The following is a 20,679-nucleotide window of genomic DNA, read 5'->3' as shown; positions in this document are numbered from 1 at the left end:
CATCTACAGTCGACAAGAGCCGAGCTCTGTGAACCGGCCCGCCCCCGTAAAACCCGATAATTTCTTTCTGCTGTTGTTCCAGGCGCTGCGCCAACGACGCATTCCGCTGGCCCTGCGCATTGTCAGTCATAGCCTGTTGCTGGTGGCCCTGGCCTTGGTGATCTATGGCTGGGTGATTGGCATGCAGTTCAAGCATGCCATGCAGCAGCAGGCTGAAGCCCTGGGCACCAGCCTGATTACCCAGACGGCCGCCTCGGCCACAGAACTGCTGGTGTCCAACGACATCCTCAGCCTCAACGTGCTGCTCAACAACCTGGTGCAAAATCCGCTGGTGGCCCACGCCGCCATCTACAGCGTGGACAATCGCATCCTCGCCGAGGCTGGTTCGCGCCCCAGCCAGAGCATGCTGGGGGAAACCGAAGGCTTGTATTCAACGCCGATCACTTTTCAGGAAGTGATTGCCGGGCAACTGCGCATCAGCCTTGATATGCAACAGTTCGAACAACCGATGACCATCAGCCTGCAGAGCATGGGCATCCTCAGCCTGATTCTGCTGGCCCTGACCCTTTCCCTGAGCATGCGCCTGGGCCGGCATATCTCCACGCCACTGCTGCAACTGCGTGTCTGGCTGCGTGACCCGGATGATCCCGCGCCTGGCGCAGGCCGTCAGGATGAAATTGGCGATCTGGCGCGCCAGCTGCAAGCACGCCTGGTGCCTGAACAACCAGCTGTGATCGAAGAAGCCCCCTACGCCGCGGCGCCTGATGCCGGTGAAGAAGACGACTACCTTGACGAGTCGTTCGACAGCGAACCGGATTTCAGCGTCCCGGATCTGCATGACGATCATTTCGACAGCCCGGATCAGCCGTTAGCCCCCCACGCAAGCGCCAACGATGAATACGGCAGCGCGCTGGATGACCCCTTTGCTGACCTACGCGATCACAGCGAGCCTGCCTCGTTACCACCGCCGGCGGCCCAACAGGCCCTGCCCAGTGCCGTGCTGGCTATTCAGTTGGGCGCTCAGGAACAACTGCGGCGCCTGCCACGTACTCGCCTGATGGAACTGCTGCAACGCTATCGCGACTGCCTGGATCAAGCGGCCAGCCTGTATCAGGGCCAATTGCACACCTTGAGCGACGGCAGCAGCCTGATGTTGTTCCATCAACTGGACTGCGACGAGGACTACCTGACCCATGCCATCTGCTGCGGCGAGTTGATGCGTGCCCTGGGTCATGCCTTGCAGATCGAAGTGGCAGACAGCGGCATCACCCTGCAACTGCAGCTCGGCCTGACCCTCGGGGACAATCTTACCGGACTCAGCCAGGGCGACTTGCTCTTGAGTGAAACCGTGCAAAACGCCTTGGCCCTGTCGCAGCACAGCCGTAATCTGCTGCTGGTCGAGCGCAGCGTCGCCGATGATGCCCTTGTCAGCCAGCGCGCCCGCATCCGCGCCATCGCCAGCCCCCAGGGCGCCTGCTGCGTCGAGCGCCTGCTGGAGCCTTACCCCTCGCTGCTGGAGCGCCAGTTGGCGCGCATGCACGAAAGCCGCTGATCCCCCATAAAAAACCCGCCGATCGGCGGGCTTTTTTATGGGTAGGCTCTAGAAACGGAATACTTCGCCTTCACCACGAATCGGTTCAGCCACTGGAATCCGCGGCACATCCGAGGGCACCACCGGCTTGGCCGGTGCCGGCTTGCGCGCCGGAGCGGGTGTCGCCGGCACAACGGGCCTATTGTGAGTATTCACCGCCACAGCCAACTGCTCGACCAGTTGTTGCAGCACTCGACTCTGCGCTCGCACCTGATCCACGATGCTGCCACTGTGCGCCTCCTCCAGACGCACCAAGCGGCCATCAAGCAGCTTGCCGTCAGCGCCCGCCAGTCGCCACTGCGCCTCCAGCACAGCCGGGCGTTGCGGGCCAGAATCCAGACGGGTAATCGACAAGCCCAGACGCACCTGCGGGACAAACCCGGCGGTGGCCGGTGCCAGCACCAGACGCTGGCTGTCAAGGCGCGAGGCTAACTGACGCAGCACTTGTTGATCAATTTCAGCCGCCAGGCTACCCGCCCAACGCGCGTCTTCGGATGCAGTCAAACTGCCATCCATCTGACGCTGCAACAGCGCCTCACGCTGCAGATAGTCGGCAATCACCACCGGCCCGATCAGCACAGCAATGCCCTGCTCAGCCGCCGGCACGCGGATATTGCCACTGTCCAACTGGTACAGCGGCGTTTGCTGATGACGGGTACAACCGGCCAGGCCGAGCACCCCCGCCAGCAACAGAATTGCGGGGAAACGCAGTGCAGTCATCTCACTCATCCAGCCGGCAAGACCACCGGCGTGCATACCTATTAAGTGCCGGCGGGTCGCTTACCACGATCCGCCTTGCGGCTGCGTATCATCCTTGAAAGCCGCTCGCGACTCCAGCGCGGCACTGTAGCGGCATGCATCCGCTAGCCCTAAACCTCGACCAGCAGGCTGTCGACGCGCTGGAAACCACGCGGCAGCTTGTTGCCACGTCGACCGCGCTCACCCTTGTAATGCTCGAGGTCGTCAGCCTTGAGCGACAAGGTGCGCTTGCCGGCTTGCAACACCAACGTGGCACCGCTGGGCAGCACGGCCAGGTCGGTGAGGTACTCCTCGCGGCTGGCCACGCGCTCACCGGGAATGCCGATGATCTTGTTGCCTTTACCCTTGCCCAGTTGCGGCAGGTCGCGCACCGGGAACAACAGCAGACGACCTTCGGTGGTAACCGCCGCCAACCAGTCCTCTTCACGATTACCCAGCGGTTTCGGCGGTACCACTTGGGCGCCGGCCGGCAGGCTGAGCAAGGCCTTGCCGGCCTTGTTCTTAGCCTGCAGGTCTTCGCCCTTGACCACAAAACCGTAGCCGGCGTCAGAAGCGATCACGTAAAGCGCGCTGTCATCCGGCAACAGCACACATTCGAAGGTCGCCCCCGGCGGTGGCGTCAGGCGGCCCGTCAGCGGCTCACCCTGGCCACGAGCGGACGGCAAGGTATGCGCCGCCAGTGAGTAACTGCGCCCTGTGGAGTCGATAAACACGGCGTATTGGTTCGACCGGCCAGGAGCAGCGACTTTGAAGCCGTCACCCGCTTTATACGACAAGCCGGTGGCATCAATGTCATGGCCCTTGGCACAGCGCACCCAGCCTTTCTCGGACACCACCACGGTGACAGGCTCAGTCGGCAACAGTTCGGTTTCCGACAGGGCGCGGGCTTCGGCGCGGGCCACAATCGGCGAGCGGCGGTCATCGCCGTAGGTTTCAGCGTCCTTGATGATTTCGTCACGCACCAGCTTTTTCAGCTTGGTTTCACTGCCAAGCAGGGCCAGCAGCTTGGCGCGCTCCTTGGCCAGCTCGTCCTGCTCGCCACGGATTTTCATCTCTTCCAAACGCGCCAGCTGGCGCAGGCGGGTATCGAGAATGTAGTCGGCCTGCACATCGGTCAGGCCAAACCGCGCCATCAGCACAGGCTTGGGCTGATCTTCGGTGCGGATGATATGAATCACTTCATCCAGATTGAGGAAGGCCACCAACAAACCTTCCAACAGGTGCAAGCGTTTCTCCACCTTGTCCAGGCGGAACTGCAGGCGTCGGCGTACGGTGTTGACGCGATACTCCAGCCATTCGCGCAGCAGCTGGCGCAGGTTCTTCACCTGCGGCTTGCCATCCAGACCAATCACGTTGGTGTTGACCCGGTAGCTGGACTCCAGCTCGGTGGTGGCAAACAGGTGGGTCATCAGCTCATCGGCATCCACGCGGTTGGAGCGCGGGATGATGACGATACGGCACGGGTGCTCGTGGTCCGACTCATCGCGCAGGTCGGCGACCATCGGCAGTTTCTTGGCCTGCATCTGCGCGGCAATCTGCTCCAGCACCTTGGCCCCGGACACCTGATGCGGCAGCGCGGTGACCACGATGTCACCGTCCTCGATGCGGTACACGGCGCGCATGCGCACCGAGCCACGACCGGTTTCGTAAATTTTCAGCAGGTCGCTGCGCGGGGTGATGACTTCCGCCTCGGTGGGGAAATCCGGACCAAGCACGTGCTCGCAGAGCTGCTCGACCGTGGCATCGGGTTGATCCAGCAAGCGCACACACGCCGCCGCCACTTCGCGCAGGTTATGCGGCGGCACATCAGTGGCCATGCCCACGGCGATGCCAGTGGTGCCGTTGAGCAGCAGGTTGGGCAGGCGCGCCGGCAGCGTCGCCGGTTCATTCAGGGTGCCGTCGAAGTTCGGCACCCAGTCCACGGTGCCCTGGCCCAATTCGGTGAGCAGCACCTCCGAGTAACGCGACAACCGCGCCTCGGTGTAGCGCATCGCAGCAAAGGATTTCGGATCATCCGGCGCGCCCCAGTTGCCCTGGCCATCGACCAGGGTGTAGCGGTAGCTGAACGGCTGCGCCATCAGCACCATGGCCTCGTAGCAAGCGCTGTCGCCATGCGGGTGGAACTTGCCGAGCACATCACCGACAGTACGCGCCGATTTCTTGTGCTTGGAGTCGGCATCCAGACCCAGCTCGCTCATCGCGTAGATGATGCGTCGCTGCACGGGTTTGAGGCCATCACCAATATGTGGCAGGGCGCGGTCCATGATCACGTACATGGAGTAATTGAGGTAAGCCTGCTCGGTAAAGTCGGCAAGAGAACGGCGTTCAACGCCGTCCAGGCTCAAATCGAGGGGTTCGCTCATGCGTGCCTCATTGCAAAGTGGATTGGCGCAGCATCAAGGTGCCGCCGCGCTGGGTAAATTCGAGTTGTTTAAGGGCACTCATGCCCAGTAATACGTCATCGCCGCCCATGCCGGGGGCAATCAAAGCCTCTACGTCAGTCAGCACGATATCGCCCAGTTCCAGCCGGGCCAGACGGGTACGGTGCGCCGTAGCACGGCCATTGGCGGTGCTGATGGTGATCGCCGCTCCGGCTTGCAGACCTAGACGCTTCGCCACTGCAGTGGGCACCGCTACCTGAGAGGCACCGGTGTCGAGGAGAAAGGTCACGGCCTCACCGTTGATCTTGCCGCCAGCCATGTAATGCCCCTGCCGGCCGCTGGCCAGGTTCACTTCGACATAACCATTGCCATGCAGCGACTCAGGGGTACGGTTCGGGTTGCGGCGAGCCTCTTCCCAGTCGGCAAAGAACTGGGTGGCCAACAGCAAGGCAGCCCCCCAGGCCAGCACTAGCATCACTCGGCCGGCGCGCTTGCCCGCAGGCCGTTCACTCACGGTTTGCTGCCCCAGCCGCCTTTCGGCGCGGCAAACTGCCAGATGATCGGCCGCGACTCACCGTCGGCACGGCTGAAGCGGCCGTTGTCGACACCTATCCAGGCACTGTCCTGATCCACCCACAGCGCTTCGGCCAAACCATAGGACGGCGAGTAGCGCCGCTCTGGAGTCAGCGCCTCGGCGGCAAACGACCAGCACTTCTCAGCCTGGCCATTGCTCAGGCTACGCCGACAGATACGGTGCGCCTGACGCTCAAGGGTGAAGAGTTTTTCGTTATGGAAGGCCAGCCCGGAAAAATCCCGCGGCTGTTCCTTGCCACCCAGCTGCTCAGGCCCCGCCTCACTGCCGGTCTCGTTGAACAACACACAACCGCCGGTGCAGCGCCAGGTAGCCCGCTGCTTGTGCACCACCAAAAGGCCGCGGCGCATGCGCTCAGCAGCCAGGTACAGGCGCTCACCTGGCGGATCAACGGCAAGCCCTTCAAACAGCGAATTGTGATGCAGCAACATGCCGCTGGCCCGCGCCTGGCGCACCAGCCCCTGGGGCAGCTTGAGCCAGTTCGGCTCACCCACCACCGGTAATTGCAAAACGGCAGCATGGGTTTCACTGACCAGGTAGCGATTGCCCGCAGCGTCGCAACTCAGGCCTTCGAAATCCAGCTCGCCACCGCGCACCCGAGCGGCCAGCCAGCTACGCATGCGCAACCCCCAAGGCAACTGGGACTCCGGAGGTGGCGGTGCGACAAAGGGGTCAGCGGTGGCTTGCCACTGCGTAGCGTGCTCCGCGAGACGGTATATCTGCCGGTCATCACGGTCGGACACCGCCCACAGGACGCCGTCGCACCAGGCCAGCCCCGAGAGGTTTCCGCCACTGACGCCCTGCACCGGCCGCTCGTTGAGCAGCTGCAGCTCTTCCAACGCCGCAGCAGCACTCAGCAATGGCGCACACAGCAGCAGGCATGCAGCCAGCAGGCGCTGCATCAGAGCAGCACCTCGGCCAGGTTGCCCTTGGACTCCAGCCAGGACTTGCGGTCGCCGGCGCGCTTCTTGGCCAGCAGCATGTCCATCATTTCCTGAGTGCCGGGGTAATCTTCCAGGGTCAGTTGCACCAGACGCCGGGTGTTCGGGTCCATGGTGGTTTCGCGCAGCTGTGGCGGGTTCATTTCACCCAGGCCTTTAAAGCGCGTGACCTGCGGCTTGCCACGGCGTTTTTCGGCCACCAGACGATCGAGGATGCCATCGCGCTCACCGTCATCAAGGGCATAGAAAATTTCCTTGCCGAGATCGATGCGGTACAGCGGCGGCATGGCCACGTAGACGTGCCCAGCATCCACCAGCGGGCGGAAGTGGCGGACAAACAAGGCGCACAGCAAGGTGGCGATGTGCAGGCCGTCGGAGTCGGCGTCGGCAAGAATACAGATCTTGCCGTAGCGCAGCTGGGTCAGATCGTTGGAGCCGGGATCGATGCCGATGGCCACGGCGATGTCGTGCACCTCCTGACTGGCCAGCACTTCGCTGCCATCCACTTCCCAGGTATTCAGGATCTTCCCGCGCAGCGGCATGATCGCCTGGAATTCCTTATCCCGCGCCTGCTTGGCCGAGCCGCCGGCCGAGTCACCTTCGACCAGAAACAGCTCAGAGCGCATCGGGTCTTGCCCGGCGCAATCCGCCAATTTACCGGGCAGTGCCGGCCCTTGGGTGATGCGTTTGCGCTCAACCTTTTTGCCGGCTTTTAGGCGACGGTTGGCGTTGCTGATCGCCAGTTCGGCGAGCTGCTGACCCACCTCGGGATGCGCGTTGAGCCACAGGCTGAAGGCATCTTTGACCACGCCGGAGACGAACGCGGCCGCCTCACGCGACGACAGGCGCTCCTTGGTCTGCCCGGAGAACTGCGCGTCCTGCATCTTCATCGACAGGACGAAGGCAATGCGCTCCCAGATGTCCTCCGGGGCAAGCTTAACGCCACGCGGCAGCAGGCTGCGGAACTCGCAAAACTCGCGCATGGCATCCAGCAAGCCCTGACGCAGGCCATTCACGTGGGTGCCCCCTTGCGCGGTGGGAATCAGGTTGACGTAACTCTCCTGCACCGCGTCGCCGCCTTCCGGCAGCCACAGCAGCGCCCAGTCCACCGCTTCTTTATTACCGGCCAGCGCGCCGCAGAATGGCTCGTCGGGCAGGCGCTGAAATTCCGTGACTGCATCCACCAGGTAAGAGCGCAGACCGTCTTCGTACAGCCACTCGACTTTCTCGCCACTGGATTTGTCTTCAAAACTGACGGCCAGCCCCGGACACAATACGGCCTTGGCCTTGAGCACATGCTTGAGCCGGCTGACGGAGAACTTGAAAGAGTCGAAATACTTGGCGTCCGGCCAGAAATGCACGCTGGTGCCGGTGTTGCGCTTGCCCACCGTGCCGACCACGGCCAGGTCGCTGGCTTTGAAACCGTCGGCAAAACTCATCTGGTATTCGTTGCCATCCCGCTTGACCGTGACGATCACACGGGTCGACAGCGCGTTGACCACACTGATCCCCACGCCATGCAGGCCGCCGGAGAACTGATAGTTCTTGTTACTGAACTTGCCGCCGGCATGCAGTTTGGTGAGGATCAGCTCAACGCCCGGTACGCCCTCTTCCGGGTGGATATCCACCGGCATGCCGCGACCGTCGTCGAGCACTTCCAGCGAATTGTCCTCGTGCAGGATCACCTGAATCGATTTGGCATGCCCGGCCAGCGCCTCGTCAACGCTGTTGTCGATGACTTCCTGCGCCAGGTGGTTAGGCCGGCTGGTGTCGGTGTACATGCCCGGGCGCTTGCGCACCGGGTCGAGGCCGGAAAGGACTTCGATGGCATCGGCGTTGTAGGTGTTCTGCTGGGCCATGGGGTCTCTTGATCGTCAATTGAGAGCGGAAAAGTCGATATCCTGCCACAGATGGCGTGGAATACCGGCGAAAGCAAAGAGCATCGGCAAGCGTTCGGCAAAGCCCTGAAAACCATGGTTGCCGCCCGCCTGAATACGCAGAGCCGCCTGCCGGTAGTAACATTCGGCATCCCGGTAATCGAGGGTTTCGTCAGCGGTCTGCAGCCACACCTGGTAGCGCGCGGGGTCCTGCAGGACGGCAACCTCCAGCTCAGCCAGAGCGGCGACGTGATCGTGAGTCAGCTCCCAGGTTTCAGCGCTGTAATGGTTCGTCTGCGCACCCAGATAGCCATCGAAACGCAGATGCGGGCGCACGGCAGGATTGATAAGCAACGCCGGTAATCCATGGCGCTCGGCCAGATGGGTGGCATAGTAGCCGCCCAGCGAGCTGCCAACCAGCACAGGCCGTCCCAGTTCGGCAATCAGGGCTTCGAGCTGGCCAATGGCTTGTCGTGGGTGGTGATGCAGAGCCGGCACCCGCAGATGCGCGGCCAGCCCCAACTGGCTCATGGCACGCTGCAAAAGGCTGGCTTTGAGCGATGCAGGCGAGCTGTTGAGTCCGTGTATATAGAGAATGGATGTGGTCATGGGCGCGAGGCTAACCGGTTAGCCGAGCAGCTGCAAAGGGCTTAGTAGCCCTTGATGGTGTAATCGATTTCGAACTTGATCCCGGTAACCCGCGAGACCCCGGTTTCCAGGCGACCGTCATCGAACAGGCGTAACCAGCGATAGCCAGGTGCCGTGGTATCCACCTGAAACTCCTCGCTGCGCGGCGCGAACTGCACGCAGGTGGATGGCGAGGCCAGCAAGCGGATGGCACCACGCTGCAGGTCAAGCTCCTGATGAATATGCCCCCAGAGCACCGCGCGCGCCTGGCTGAAACGCTCCAGCACGGCAAACAGGGCATCCGGGTTGCGCAGGCCGATGGGCTCCATCCACTTGCAACCGATGGACACCGGGTGGTGATGCAGACAGATCAGGTGATGGCGCTCTGGCGCCTCGCTCAGTGCGCGCTCCAGCAAGGCCAGTTGCTGCTCACTGAGATAGCCGGGCACGGCACCGGGGATCGATGAATCGAGCATGATCACGCGCCAGTTGCCCAGATCAACCACCGGTTCCAGCAGGTCACGGCCAACGCAGGCAGCCTGCATGGCTGGCACTTCATCATGATTGCCAGGAAACCAGCGCGCGGGGGCCGGAATAACCGAGGTAAGCTCACGGAAGCGCTGGTAGGACGCCGTGCTGCCGTCCTGCGAGAGGTCGCCACTGGCCAGGACCAAGTCGATCTGCGGCTGCTCCTGCAGCACTCGCTCGATCACCCGCTGCAGACTGTCCTGGGTATCCATACCCAACAGCTTGCCTGCCGCATCGGCAAACAGATGGCTATCGGATAACTGCACCAGCAGTACCGAGCGATCAACAGCTGTGGTTCTAGTCGGCACGCCCGGCAAGACCTTCTCCTTGAACGGAATGCATGAATTATGGTGGTTAGCCCTACGGGCGGTAAACCCGTGAAAGGGGAATAGATCACAGAACGCCTGTTGTAAATCTGGCGCATGCTTTAACGCAGGTACGAGAGATCAGTGCACCGCAGGCTAGTCGCCGACAGCCGCCCGATACATCTAGCGAACCGGCTCCAGCTCATGCCCACACGCCAGGCAGTGACTCAACCACTCGCCAAGAAACAGATTGAGTTGAGTCTTCTCATCGGGCTGGTGCATGGCTTCGTTGGGGTAGGGATAGATCCCGCGAAAACGCCGAGCGCGCTGCGCACCAACCACTTCCGCCATCCGCGCATCGTGGTACACGCGCACTTCCAGCTGCGGCACGGGCAACCAGGGCAGGCTATGCTCCTGGCGCACAGAGAGGGTCGAGGTGTATGGGCAGCTTTCCAACACCTGCAAGGCCAGCACACCTAACTGTTGCTCCCCCTGACTCAGCGCCACGCGCCGCAGCTGCTGCGGTGCATCAGCCCCGTCGCGCATGGCTGGCAGGAGCTGCATCAGACGCGCGTAGTTAGCTTCGCAAGCCGCCTGCAGCTCGACCAGATCGACCCGATAGCGCTCGCGCAGCAGATTCATGACCACAGCCCGCGGACTTCGCTGCGGTTCAGCGCCAGCCATTGCAAGGCAATGATGCTCGCCGCATTGTCGATACGACCGGACTTCAGTGCATCCAGAGCGTCCTCCAGTGGCAAGACATGCACGCGAATATCCTCACCCTCCTCCGCCAGTCCATATACGCCACCGGCACCGTCACTGTCACAACGGCCAATAAACAGATGTACGCGCTCATCCGAACCACCGGGTGAGGGGTAGTACTGAGTGATCGGCCACAGCGAAGTCAGCTGCAAATTGGCCTCCTCGATGGCTTCGCGGCGGGCGACCTCTTCGGGCTTTTCGTCTTTGTCGATCAACCCAGCCACCAGCTCCAACAGCCAGGGATTGGCGCTCTTGTCCAACGCCCCAACACGGAACTGCTCAATCAGCACCACGCAATCGCGCTGCGGATCATAAGGCAGTACGCACACGGCATCGTGGCGCACGAACAGCTCGCGGGTAAGCGCAGGCCCCATACCGCCGGCAAACTGGCGATGGCGCAAACGCAGCCGATCGAGCTTATAGAACCCGCTAAAACAGGCCTCACGCGCGATCACTTCGACATCTTCTCGTTGCATAACGCCCCCCGTAATTAGCAGAAACGGGCCCGAAGGCCCGTCCTGGTTACGCTCATACTGCTACGCAAAACTGCCTAGCAAAAGCCCCTTCACACTTTCTGATACAGCTGGCTGCCCTGCGCCTTGAACTCCTGCGCCTTGGCCTGCATGCCCGCTTCGACTTCCAGGTCGACAGCGGCGATGCGCTGTTCTTCAGCATAGACGCGAACTTCCTGGGTGATCTTCATCGAACAGAATTTCGGCCCGCACATGGAGCAGAAGTGTGCCACCTTGGCCGAGTCTTTGGGCAGCGTTTCGTCGTGATAGCTGCGCGCGGTGTCCGGGTCGAGGCCGAGGTTGAACTGGTCTTCCCAGCGGAATTCAAAGCGCGCCTTGCTCAAGGCATTGTCGCGAATCTGCGCGCCCGGATGACCTTTGGCCAAGTCGGCCGCGTGGGCGGCAATCTTGTAGGTGATGATGCCGGTCTTCACGTCATCCTTGTTCGGCAGGCCCAGGTGCTCCTTGGGCGTGACGTAGCAGAGCATGGCGCAACCGAACCAGCCGATCATCGCCGCACCGATGCCGCTGGTGATGTGGTCGTAACCCGGGGCGATGTCGGTGGTCAGCGGGCCAAGGGTGTAGAACGGCGCCTCGTCACAGCACTCCAGCTGCTTGTCCATGTTCTCCTTGATCAGCTGCATCGGCACGTGACCGGGGCCTTCGATCATGGTCTGTACGTCATGCTTCCAGGCGATCTTGGTCAACTCGCCGAGGGTTTCCAGCTCACCGAACTGCGCTTCGTCGTTGGCGTCGGCAATCGAGCCCGGACGCAGGCCATCGCCCAGCGAGAAGCTGACGTCGTAGGCCTTCATGATTTCGCAGATTTCCTCGAAATGGGTGTAGAGGAAATTCTCTTTGTGGTGCGCCAGGCACCACTTGGCCATGATCGAGCCGCCACGGGAAACGATGCCGGTGACGCGCTTGGCGGTCATCGGCACATAACGCAGTAGCACGCCGGCATGGATGGTGAAGTAGTCCACGCCTTGCTCGGCCTGCTCGATCAGGGTGTCGCGGAACAGCTCCCAGGTCAGGTCTTCGGCAACGCCATTGACCTTTTCCAGCGCCTGGTAGATCGGCACGGTGCCAATCGGCACCGGCGAGTTGCGGATGATCCACTCGCGGGTTTCGTGAATGTGCTTGCCGGTGGACAGGTCCATCACCGTGTCCGACCCCCAGCGGATGCCCCAGGTCAGCTTGGCCACTTCTTCTTCAATCGAAGAACCCAGGGCGGAGTTGCCGATATTGCCGTTGATCTTCACCAGGAAGTTACGGCCGATGATCATCGGTTCCAACTCGGTGTGATTGATGTTGGCCGGGATGATAGCGCGGCCACGGGCGATTTCTTCGCGAACGAATTCGGCGGTGATTTCCTTGGGAATACTCGCGCCGAAGCTGTGCCCGGCATGCTGCTCTTTGAGCAGACCGGCGGCACGAGCTTCCTGCAGTTTGAGGTTCTCGCGGATGGCGACATATTCCATTTCCGGGGTGATGATGCCCTGGCGCGCGTAGTGCATCTGGCTGACGTTCTTACCCGCCTTGGCGCGGCGCGGGTTGCGCACGTGGGCAAAGCGCATGGCCGTCAGTTCAGGACTGGCCAGACGCTCCTGACCGAAGTGCGAGCTCAGGCCGGCGAGCAGCTCGGTGTCACCACGATCATCAATCCATGCCGAACGCACATCAGGCAGACCTTGGCGCACATCAATGGTGACATTCGGGTCGGTGTACGGGCCGGAGGTGTCATAGACCAGCACAGGCGCATTGATCTCACCGCCGAAGTCAGTGGGGGTGACATCCAGGCTGATTTCGCGCATCGGCACGCGAATGTCCGGGCGCGAACCCTGGACATAGATCTTCTGTGAACGCGGGAAGGGTTGGATGGATTGCTGATCGACCTGAGCACTTTCACTCAGGTTCTTTTGTTGTTGTGCACTCATCGGCGGGCTCTCTCCAGGGCTGAATGTCGGAGCGAACCTGTAAGAAACGAGCGGCGCATGGCGCACCTTGGGCGGTGCCAGAGGCTCGCCAGAGGACGGGCGAGCACATCTTGTTCCCTACGCAGGCCTTAACCTGATCAGGTTCAACGGGATCCGGCAGCTGCCAATCTCAGCCCCGCAATTGGGGCACCCCGACAAGAACGCGGCCAGTCTAATCAACCCCAGCCAATAAAACCAACTCGGGAGTCAATTTCTCATGACCCATGCGTCGGAAAGTGACGAATGCAGCCGCCACAAATAACCCGACACATAGAACACGCCATGGATTGTTGCAATCTACACTCATTCAGCTCCAGACAAATCTTGACCCCCTCGGCAGCGCCCCTTAGCCTTGCCGATTACCGCCAAAATCAGGATCACCCTCATGTTGCGCAGACTCTCTCTGGCTCTCGCTGTGGCCGCCGCGTCCAACGGAATGGCCTGGGCTGCTGAACAAGCCCCGCTGTCCACCAAAACTGACCTGGTCACGGTTTACCAGGAAGCCGCCGCCAATAATGCCGACCTGGCCGCCGCCCGCGCCGATTATGAAGCGCGCAGCGAAGTGGTCCCCCAGGCCCGCGCCGGCCTGCTGCCCAACCTGTCTGCTGGCGCCAACCTGAGCGACACTCGTACCCAGGTCGACTCGCCGGCCAATACCAGCTCGCGCAGTGGTACCGTGTACCAGGCCAACCTCAGCCAGCCGCTGTTCCGTGCGGATCGCTGGTTCCAGTTGCAGGCGGCCAAAGCCAGCAACGAACAAGCTGTACTGGAGCTGTCGGCCACCGAACAGAACCTGATACTGCAGAGCGCTGAAGCCTACTTCGCAGTACTGCGCGCCCAGGACAACCTGGCCTCGACCAAGGCCGAAGAAGCCGCCTTCAAGCGCCAACTGGACCAAGCCAATGAGCGTTTTGATGTCGGCCTGTCGGATAAGACCGATGTGCTGGAAGCCCAGGCCGGTTTCGACACCGCACGTGCCAACCGCATCATCGCCCTGCGTCAGGTGGACGATGCCTTCCAGGCCCTGACCACCCTGACCAACCGTGACTTCAGCGCCTTGGAAGGTCTTGTACACAGCCTGCCTATCCTGGCGCCTACACCCAATGATGCCAAAGCCTGGGTCGATACAGCTGCCGCACAGAACCTCAACCTGCAGGCCAGCAACTACGCCGTCGACGCCGCCGAAGAAACTCTGCGCCAGCGCAAGTCCGGCCATGCGCCGACCCTGGATGCCGTTGCCAGCTACCAGAAGGGTGACAACGACAGCCTCGGTTTCAGCAACAATGCCGCTACCATCAACCGCTTCAGCGGCGACGTTGAGCAACGTTCGATTGGCCTGCAACTGAATATCCCGCTTTACAGCGGCGGCCTGACCAGCTCACAGGTGCGCGAGTCCTACCAGCGCCTGAGCCAGACCGAACAACAGCGTGAAAGCCTGCGCCGTCAGGTGGTGCAGAACACCCGCAACCTGCACCGTGCGGTGAACACCGATGTGGAAACCGTGCAAGCGCGCAAACAGTCAATCATCTCCAACCAGAGCGCGCTGGAAGCCACCGAAATCGGCTACCAGGTCGGTACGCGTAACATCGTTGACGTGCTGGATGCCCAGCGCCAGCTGTACAGCTCGGTGCGCAACTACAACAACGCACGCTATGACTACATCCTCAACAACCTGCGCTTGAAGCAAGCCGCCGGCACCCTCAGCCCGGACGACCTGAGCGCGCTGGAGCAGTACCTGAAATCCGACTACAACCCGGACGAAGACTTCCTCCCGCCGGACCTGGCCAAAGCCGCCGAAGCGCAACTGCGCAGCAACTCGCAGTACTGAGTTGAGTGACACGAAAAGCCCTGCGGGTTCTGCCCGCAGGGCTTTTTATTGGCCGCATGTTCTTCAATGCACGTCGTGACGCAAGCCCGCAAACATTTGCACAATTCACGTGTCTCAATCGTTGCCAACGACAACCGAGGTAAACAGTCATGGCAGGACGCTTGCCTGCGCCTCTCTGGCGGCTCGTTCTAGACTGCACACACTGAACCCTCTTCCTGCAACAGGAGCAGCACATGAACGTTATATTGCTGGGTGCCAGCGGCACACTTGGAAAGGCCATCGCCCATGAACTGCAGGCGCGCCACACGATCATCCGCGTGGGCCACAGCAGCGGCGAGTTTCAGGTGGACATCACCCAACCCGACTCGATCCGTCGCTTGTTTGAGCAAACCGGCCCATTCGACGCGTTGGTCAGCGCCACCGGCAAGCTGCACTTCGGGGCATTCAGCGAGATGAGTGCCGAACACTATGCCATCGGCTTGCAGGACAAGCTGATGGGGCAGGTCAATCTGGTGTTGATAGGCCGCGAATACGCCAACGATGGCGCGTCCTTTACACTGACATCGGGCATTTTGAGTGACGACCCGATTCGTTTCGGCAGCTCGGCCAGCATGGTCAACGCCGCGATTGATGGCTTTGTGCGCGGCGCGGCGATCGAACTGCCACGCGGGTTACGGATCAACAGCGTCAGCCCGACGGTGGTCGAAGAGTCACTCTCAAGCTACGGCCCTTATTTCAGAGGCTTTAAGCCGGTACCGGCGGCCATTGCAGCGCTGGCGTATGCGAAAAGTGTTGAGGGCGCACAAACCGGGCAGGTCTACCGCGCGTACTGAGACGCTGCGAGCCGTGCACTCGCCGTTGCCCCACTCAACAGCAGCGCAACCTGTGGGAGTCGCTTAAGCGGCGACACATAAAGAATCCCCGTAGGTTGGTGTTGAGCGCAGCGAAGCCCAACGACAGTTGACTCCGTCGCGGCTGAAGCCCCTCCCAGGGCGCTGGCATCAGGGCTGAGGGTTGATCAACCGCCCCAAGCCCGCCAGCAGCCGCGCCAATGCGCCTTGGTTGGCCTGCATCACCGCCAGCCCTGCGCTACGCATGGCCTGCGCCGTCTCGGGCTCGCGCCAGAGGTGCGCGATGCGCTGCGCCAAACCGTCAGCATCGGCCGTCTCGCTCAGGGCGCCCGCCGCGCGCAACTGCGCGGCGATCTCCAGAAAGTTGAACAGGTGCGGGCCGCTGAGCACCGGTTTACCCAGCGCGGCCGGCTCCAGCAGGTTGTGCCCGCCATTGGCGACCAGGCTGCCGCCGACAAAAGCGATATCGGCCAGCGCGTAAAGAAACAGCAACTCGCCCATGGTGTCGCCGAGCAGCACCTGATCCGCCGCCTGTACGGCCTCGTCCGTTGAGCGACGCCGCGTAACAAAGCCTTGCCGCTGACACAGGTCAAACACCGCATTGAAACGCTCAGGATGGCGCGGCACCAGAATCAGTAATGCATCAGGGTGTTGCTCAAGCAGCTGACGATGGGCGGCGAGGATGATTTCATCTTCACCGGCATGGGTGCTGGCCGCGATCCAAACTGGGCGTCGTGTGGCCTGCCACTGCTCACGCAAGGCAGCTGCACGGGTCAGCAGGGCCGGATCAATGCTCAGATCAAATTTGATCGAACCCGTGACTTCAACACACTCAGGCCGCGCACCGAGACTGCGAAAGCGCTCAGCCTCCACTGCCGTTTGCACGGCAATCAAATCCAACTCGGCCAGCATCGGCGCCGTCAGTTTGGCGAAGCGCGCATAGCCGCGTGCCGAACGCTCGGACAGCCGCGCATTGGCCAACGCCACAGGGATGCCACGTGTGGCGCACTGGTGAATATGGTTGGGCCACAGTTCGGTTTCCATGATCACCGCCAACCTGGGTTGCACGCGATCGAGAAAACGCGCGGCGGCCCAAGGCAGGTCATACGGCAAGTAGCAATGCTGCACGCGACCGGCGTACTCCAGGCCGCCGAACATGGCTTGAATGCGCTCCGAACCGGTCGGCGTCATGCAGGTGATGGTGATCGGCAACTGCGGGTAGCGCGCCAGTAGCTCACGTACCAGTGGCGCAGCGGCAATGCTCTCGCCCACCGACACGGCGTGCAGCCAGATACCGCCGCGTTTGAACATCGGTAATCCGAACGCGAAGCGCTCGCCAATACGCTTGGCATAGGCCGGCGCTTGCCAGGCACGCCACGCCAAGCGGCCGGCCACCAGCGGTAGACCGAGATGAAACAGCAGGGTGTAGAGGTGTCTATTCATGGCGCGCAGCTTATGCACTTTGGCCACTATCGTCGAGCCAGGCGCAGGTTCGACTCACGCTGTGACCTGCAGATGCCGGGCAAAACAATCGGCCAGCCACAAGGCCGCCGGGCCTAACGCTTCATCGCGGCGACAGACCAATTCGACCACCAGCGGTGGCGGCGTCCAGTCGCTGCTCAGTTCCACCAGCTGGTTCTGATACGTCGGGTACTGCACCACATGGCGCGGCAGCCAGGCCCAACCCAGGTTACGCATCAACAATTCCGCCATGGTGTAGAAACTGTCGGTACGCCACACCGATGGGCTGATTTGCTCACCGCCCGGATAGTGACTGTCTTGCGGGGTCATCAGCAGTTGCCGGTGACGGGCCAGCTCACGCCGATCCACATGCCCCATACTCGCCAATGCATGCCCGGCCCCACACACGGTAACCATCTCGATGGTGCCCAAGCGCTGACGCTCCAGCGCATCGGGCATGTGTTCGTGGTGGAACAACAAGCCGAGGTCGGCGCGGTGTTCCAGCAGCTTGCGCGCCACATCGCCCTGAGCACCGCTGGCCAACTGCACCTCCAGCAGCGGAAAGTGCTGCGCCAGTGCTTCCAGGCTGTCGAGCACCGGCTGGTAAGGCATGGCTTCATCCTGCGCCAGACGCAGGCGCACCTCCTCCCCACGCACCAAACCCAATGCGCGCCCCTCGAGCCGTTGGCACTGGCGCAACACCTCGCGAGCCTCCTCCAGCATGGCCATACCGGCTTCAGTCAGGCGTGGCTGGCGGCCACTGCTGCGCTCAAACAGGCGCACGCCCAAGTCTGTCTCCAGCAAGGCAATCGCATTGCTCACGGCCGATTGCGCACGCTGCATCTGTCGCCCCACGGCGGAGAACGACTGGCCCTCGGCCACGCTGACAAACAGGCGAATCTGCTCCAGGCTCCACTGCATAACCCATCTCCATTCCAGATAGGTAATCACTTTATCCCATCCGCCAGAGCACTAGAATTACCGCCAGACCACCAAGGAGGCCATATCATGGGCGGCTATCTCTATCTCGCTATTGCCATCACTGCCGAAGTCATCGCCACTACCTCGATGAAGGCCCTGGATGGCTTCAACAAACCCCTGCCCCTGCTGCTGGTCGTGGTCGGCTACGCCATTTCGTTCTGGATGCTCAGTCTGGTGGTGAAGACCATCCCGGTCGGCGTCGCGTACGCGGTGTGGGCGGGCATGGGCATTGTGCTGGTAAGCATCGCCGCCGTATTCCTCTACCAGCAGCGCCTGGACCTGCCGGCCATGCTGGGCATGGGCCTGATCGTCAGCGGCGTGGTGGTGATTCAGGTGTTCTCGCAAAGCGCCGGCCACTGAAAAGCAGCCCAACACATCTGCTGCGCGTCGGCCCTGCTGCGTTAAAAACAGGCTCAGCAAGCCGCTTGCGGCTAACGCGCTTTAGCGCGGCCCCAAGGGCGAATGCAACGCGTCATGCTCATTTACACCCGTAAACTCCACCTCCTCACCTGTTTTAACCAGCCGGAGGCTGTTACCTAGCACAGTGCCTTGCATGGCTCTAGCTCGCGAGACGTTGAGCAGGTTCAGAGGTAAGGCGCTAGCGCGGACGGGTTATACTGCGCACCTGTTTTCCCGGTGAGACACCTGCATGTCCCAGGCATTAAGCACTGATGTTTTGATCGTCGGCGGCGGTATCGCCGGCCTTTGGCTGAACGCGCGCCTGCGCCGCCAGGGTTTCGCCACGCTGCTGGTGGAAAGCGCCCAGCTTGGCGGCGGGCAGAGTGTGAAATCCCAGGGCATCATCCACGGCGGCGCCAAATACGCCCTGCATGGCGCACTGACAGGCGCCTCCGAAGCCATCGCCGACATGCCGCGGCGCTGGCGTGAAGCCCTGGCCGGTAACGGCGAGCTGGACCTCTCGGGCGTGCGCCTGCTTTCCGACGCCCACTACCTGTGGTCGCCCGGCAGCCTGGCCGGCAATATCACCAGCTTCTTTGCCAGCAAGGCCGTGCGCGGCCGGGTCGATCAGGTCAAGGGCGAGCAGCTGCCACCCGCCCTGCAACACCCCACATTCAAGGGCAAGGTTTACCGCCTGGCTGAGCTGGTATTGGATGTGCCGAGCCTGATCAGCCGCCTGAGCGAGCTGGCTGGTGATGGTTTGCTGGCCGCCGAGCGCATTGAGCCGCTGCAGGAAAATGGCGAACTGATAGGCCTGCGCATCGATGGCCGCGAGATTCGCGCACAGCGCATCATCCTCAGCGCCGGGCGCGGCAATGCCGAGCTACTTAGCGCCCTCGGCCTGACTCAGCCGGCCCAGCAATTGCGCCCGCTGCATATGGCGCTGGTCAAAGGCCCGACACTCAAACCGCTGTACGCCCACTGCTTGGGCGGCGGGCCGAAGCCGCGCGTGACCATCACCACCCACCCCGCTGCCGATGGTCAGTGGGTGTGGTATTTGGGCGGCGACTTGGCTGAAGCCGATGGCGTAGCCCGTGACGAGGCCGCACAGATCAAGGCCGCGCAGAAAGAACTCGGCGAGCTGCTGCCCTGGGTCGACCTGTCCGCCGCGCAATGGGCCACGCTAAGGGTGGACCGCGCGGAGCCGGCGCAATCCGGCCTGGTGCGCCCGGACAACGCCTTCCTGCATGAGCAAGGCAACCTGATGGTGGGCTGGCCAACCAAACTGGCCCTGGCGCCGGACTTTGCCGACCGCGTACTGTCCGCCCTCAATCGTGACGGCATTCAGCCGCACACCCATGCAGCGCTGCCTGCCCTGCCGCGCCCGAGCGTCGCACCAGCCGTCTGGGAGGAGTTGTTCTGATGCATCCCCTGCAGAGCCTGCACACCCTGCACCGCCCACTGGGCAACACCGGCCTGCGGGTTTCACCACTGGGTCTGGGCACGGTCAAACTGGGCCGTGATCAAGGCGTGAAGTACCCAACCGGCTTCACCATCCCCGATGACACCGCCGCCCGAACCCTGCTGGCTCAGGCCCGTGATTTGGGCATCAACCTGATCGACACTGCGCCAGCCTACGGCACCAGCGAAACCCGCCTCGGCCCGCTGCTGCGCGGCCAGCGCCACGATTGGGTGATCGTCAGCAAGGTCGGTGAAGAGTTCGACAACGGCCAGTCGCATTTTGATTTCAGCCCGGCGCACACCCGCCGCTCGGTGGAACGCAGCCTCACGCGCCTGGAGACGGACTTTATCGACCTCGTGCTGGTGCATTCCGACGGCAACGATGTGGCCATCCTGCGTGACAGCGGCGTGTACGAAACCCTGGCCGAACTGAAACGCGAGGGCAAAATTCGCGGTTTCGGCCTCTCAGGCAAAACCGTCGAGGGCGGCCTACTGGCCCTGGCCACGGGTGATTGCGCCATGGTCACCTACAACCTCAATGAGCAAGGCGAACGCGCTGTGCTGGACTACGCCGCACGACAGGGCAAAGGTATTTTGATTAAAAAAGCCCTGGCCAGCGGTCATGCCTGCCTAGCCCCCGGTATTGACCCCGTGCGCGCCAGTTTCGAGCTGATCTTCAGCCACCCGGCCGCGTGCAGTGCAATCATCGGCACCATCAACCCGCAGCACCTGGCGCATAACGTCGCCACGGCCGCCGCTGTAATTCAGGATATTGCCTGACAGGTCTTACCCGCCGATCTGTGCCAAGCTCTCAGGCCATGCCCACGCCGAAACCCGCGAGGAGTTG

At 62.1% G+C, this 20,679-nt stretch carries 18 protein-coding genes and 1 riboswitch; of the genes, 6 read left to right on the top strand and 12 right to left on the bottom strand.

Features of this window, described 5'->3' with window-relative positions:
- Positions 1-28: 28 nt before the first annotated feature.
- Positions 29-1,552 carry an AhpA/YtjB family protein gene (locus tag OU997_RS11180; protein ID WP_267806595.1) on the top strand — a complete coding sequence of 508 codons (1,524 nt, stop codon included), beginning with the start codon at positions 29-31 and terminating at the stop codon, positions 1,550-1,552.
- 48 nt (positions 1,553-1,600) lie between these two features.
- Here the strand turns inward: OU997_RS11180 and OU997_RS11175 are convergent, their stop codons facing one another.
- From OU997_RS11175 to thiC, 10 genes are all read right to left on the bottom strand, one after another.
- A complete protein-coding gene (locus tag OU997_RS11175; RefSeq protein WP_267806594.1) occupies positions 1,601-2,311 on the bottom strand; it encodes a PqiC family protein in 711 nt (236 codons plus the stop codon).
- A gap of 149 nt (positions 2,312-2,460) precedes the next feature.
- The gene (parC, locus tag OU997_RS11170) at positions 2,461-4,713 is read right to left on the bottom strand and encodes a DNA topoisomerase IV subunit A (RefSeq protein WP_267806592.1); all 2,253 of its coding nucleotides are present in this window, start codon (positions 4,711-4,713) and stop codon (positions 2,461-2,463) included.
- 7 nt (positions 4,714-4,720) lie between these two features.
- On the bottom strand, positions 4,721-5,245 hold the full coding sequence (locus OU997_RS11165; protein ID WP_108485777.1) for a retropepsin-like aspartic protease family protein: 525 nt from the start codon (positions 5,243-5,245) through the stop codon (positions 4,721-4,723).
- A complete protein-coding gene (locus OU997_RS11160) occupies positions 5,242-6,225 on the bottom strand; it encodes an esterase-like activity of phytase family protein (RefSeq protein WP_420713186.1) in 984 nt (327 codons plus the stop codon). The genes OU997_RS11165 and OU997_RS11160 overlap by 4 nt, the downstream gene beginning before the upstream one ends.
- Positions 6,225-8,123 (bottom strand): DNA topoisomerase IV subunit B, encoded by a 1,899-nt coding sequence (gene parE / locus OU997_RS11155; RefSeq protein ID WP_108485779.1) that lies wholly within the window; start codon positions 8,121-8,123, stop codon positions 6,225-6,227. Before parE ends, OU997_RS11160 begins: the two co-directional genes overlap by 1 nt.
- 15 nt (positions 8,124-8,138) lie before the next feature.
- The gene (locus tag OU997_RS11150) at positions 8,139-8,750 is read right to left on the bottom strand and encodes a YqiA/YcfP family alpha/beta fold hydrolase (protein WP_108485780.1); all 612 of its coding nucleotides are present in this window, start codon (positions 8,748-8,750) and stop codon (positions 8,139-8,141) included.
- A gap of 41 nt (positions 8,751-8,791) precedes the next feature.
- Positions 8,792-9,613 (bottom strand): 3',5'-cyclic-AMP phosphodiesterase, encoded by an 822-nt coding sequence (gene cpdA, locus OU997_RS11145; RefSeq protein WP_267806590.1) that lies wholly within the window; start codon positions 9,611-9,613, stop codon positions 8,792-8,794.
- A gap of 171 nt (positions 9,614-9,784) precedes the next feature.
- Entirely contained in the window at positions 9,785-10,249 is a 465-nt protein-coding gene (locus OU997_RS11140) for a DUF1249 domain-containing protein (protein ID WP_108485782.1), read from the bottom strand.
- Positions 10,240-10,839: an NUDIX domain-containing protein gene (locus OU997_RS11135; protein ID WP_108485783.1), complete on the bottom strand. Its 600-nt coding sequence runs from the start codon at positions 10,837-10,839 to the stop codon at positions 10,240-10,242. Before OU997_RS11135 ends, OU997_RS11140 begins: the two co-directional genes overlap by 10 nt.
- An 89-nt stretch (positions 10,840-10,928) precedes the next feature.
- The gene (gene thiC / locus OU997_RS11130) at positions 10,929-12,812 is read right to left on the bottom strand and encodes a phosphomethylpyrimidine synthase ThiC (protein ID WP_108485784.1); all 1,884 of its coding nucleotides are present in this window, start codon (positions 12,810-12,812) and stop codon (positions 10,929-10,931) included.
- Between the two features lie 97 nt (positions 12,813-12,909).
- Positions 12,910-13,016, bottom strand: a riboswitch (TPP riboswitch).
- A 220-nt stretch (positions 13,017-13,236) separates the two neighbouring features.
- On the opposite strand from thiC, the gene OU997_RS11125 reads away from it, so the two are divergent.
- Positions 13,237-14,679 carry a TolC family outer membrane protein gene (locus OU997_RS11125; protein ID WP_267806588.1) on the top strand — a complete coding sequence of 481 codons (1,443 nt, stop codon included), beginning with the start codon at positions 13,237-13,239 and terminating at the stop codon, positions 14,677-14,679.
- A 233-nt stretch (positions 14,680-14,912) separates the two neighbouring features.
- Positions 14,913-15,512 (top strand): short chain dehydrogenase, encoded by a 600-nt coding sequence (locus OU997_RS11120; RefSeq protein WP_108485786.1) that lies wholly within the window; start codon positions 14,913-14,915, stop codon positions 15,510-15,512.
- 168 nt (positions 15,513-15,680) lie between these two features.
- Here OU997_RS11120 and waaA read toward each other — a convergent pair whose 3' ends face one another.
- Together waaA and OU997_RS11110 are read right to left on the bottom strand one after the other, a co-directional pair.
- Positions 15,681-16,973: a lipid IV(A) 3-deoxy-D-manno-octulosonic acid transferase gene (gene waaA, locus OU997_RS11115; RefSeq protein WP_108485788.1), complete on the bottom strand. Its 1,293-nt coding sequence runs from the start codon at positions 16,971-16,973 to the stop codon at positions 15,681-15,683.
- 54 nt (positions 16,974-17,027) lie between these two features.
- A complete protein-coding gene (locus OU997_RS11110) occupies positions 17,028-17,912 on the bottom strand; it encodes a LysR family transcriptional regulator (RefSeq protein ID WP_108538023.1) in 885 nt (294 codons plus the stop codon).
- Positions 17,913-17,999: 87 nt separating this feature from the next.
- Between OU997_RS11110 and OU997_RS11105 the strand changes: the two genes are divergently transcribed.
- The 3 genes from OU997_RS11105 to OU997_RS11095 all read left to right on the top strand — a co-directional run bounded on the left by OU997_RS11105 (position 18,000) and on the right by OU997_RS11095 (position 20,612).
- Positions 18,000-18,332, top strand: coding sequence for a DMT family transporter (locus tag OU997_RS11105; protein ID WP_108485816.1), 333 nt, complete (start codon positions 18,000-18,002; stop codon positions 18,330-18,332).
- A gap of 289 nt (positions 18,333-18,621) precedes the next feature.
- Positions 18,622-19,794: an NAD(P)/FAD-dependent oxidoreductase gene (locus OU997_RS11100; protein WP_267806585.1), complete on the top strand. Its 1,173-nt coding sequence runs from the start codon at positions 18,622-18,624 to the stop codon at positions 19,792-19,794.
- The gene (locus OU997_RS11095; RefSeq protein WP_267806584.1) at positions 19,794-20,612 is read left to right on the top strand and encodes an aldo/keto reductase; all 819 of its coding nucleotides are present in this window, start codon (positions 19,794-19,796) and stop codon (positions 20,610-20,612) included. Before OU997_RS11100 ends, OU997_RS11095 begins: the two co-directional genes overlap by 1 nt.
- Positions 20,613-20,679 lie beyond the last annotated feature (67 nt).

The sequence above is a fragment of the Pseudomonas sp. SL4(2022) genome (assembly GCF_026625725.1).
Lineage (GTDB): Bacteria > Pseudomonadota > Gammaproteobacteria > Pseudomonadales > Pseudomonadaceae > Aquipseudomonas.
The sequence above is the reverse complement of the archived record's forward strand: the minus strand, read 5'-3'. Positions and strand labels throughout refer to the sequence as shown.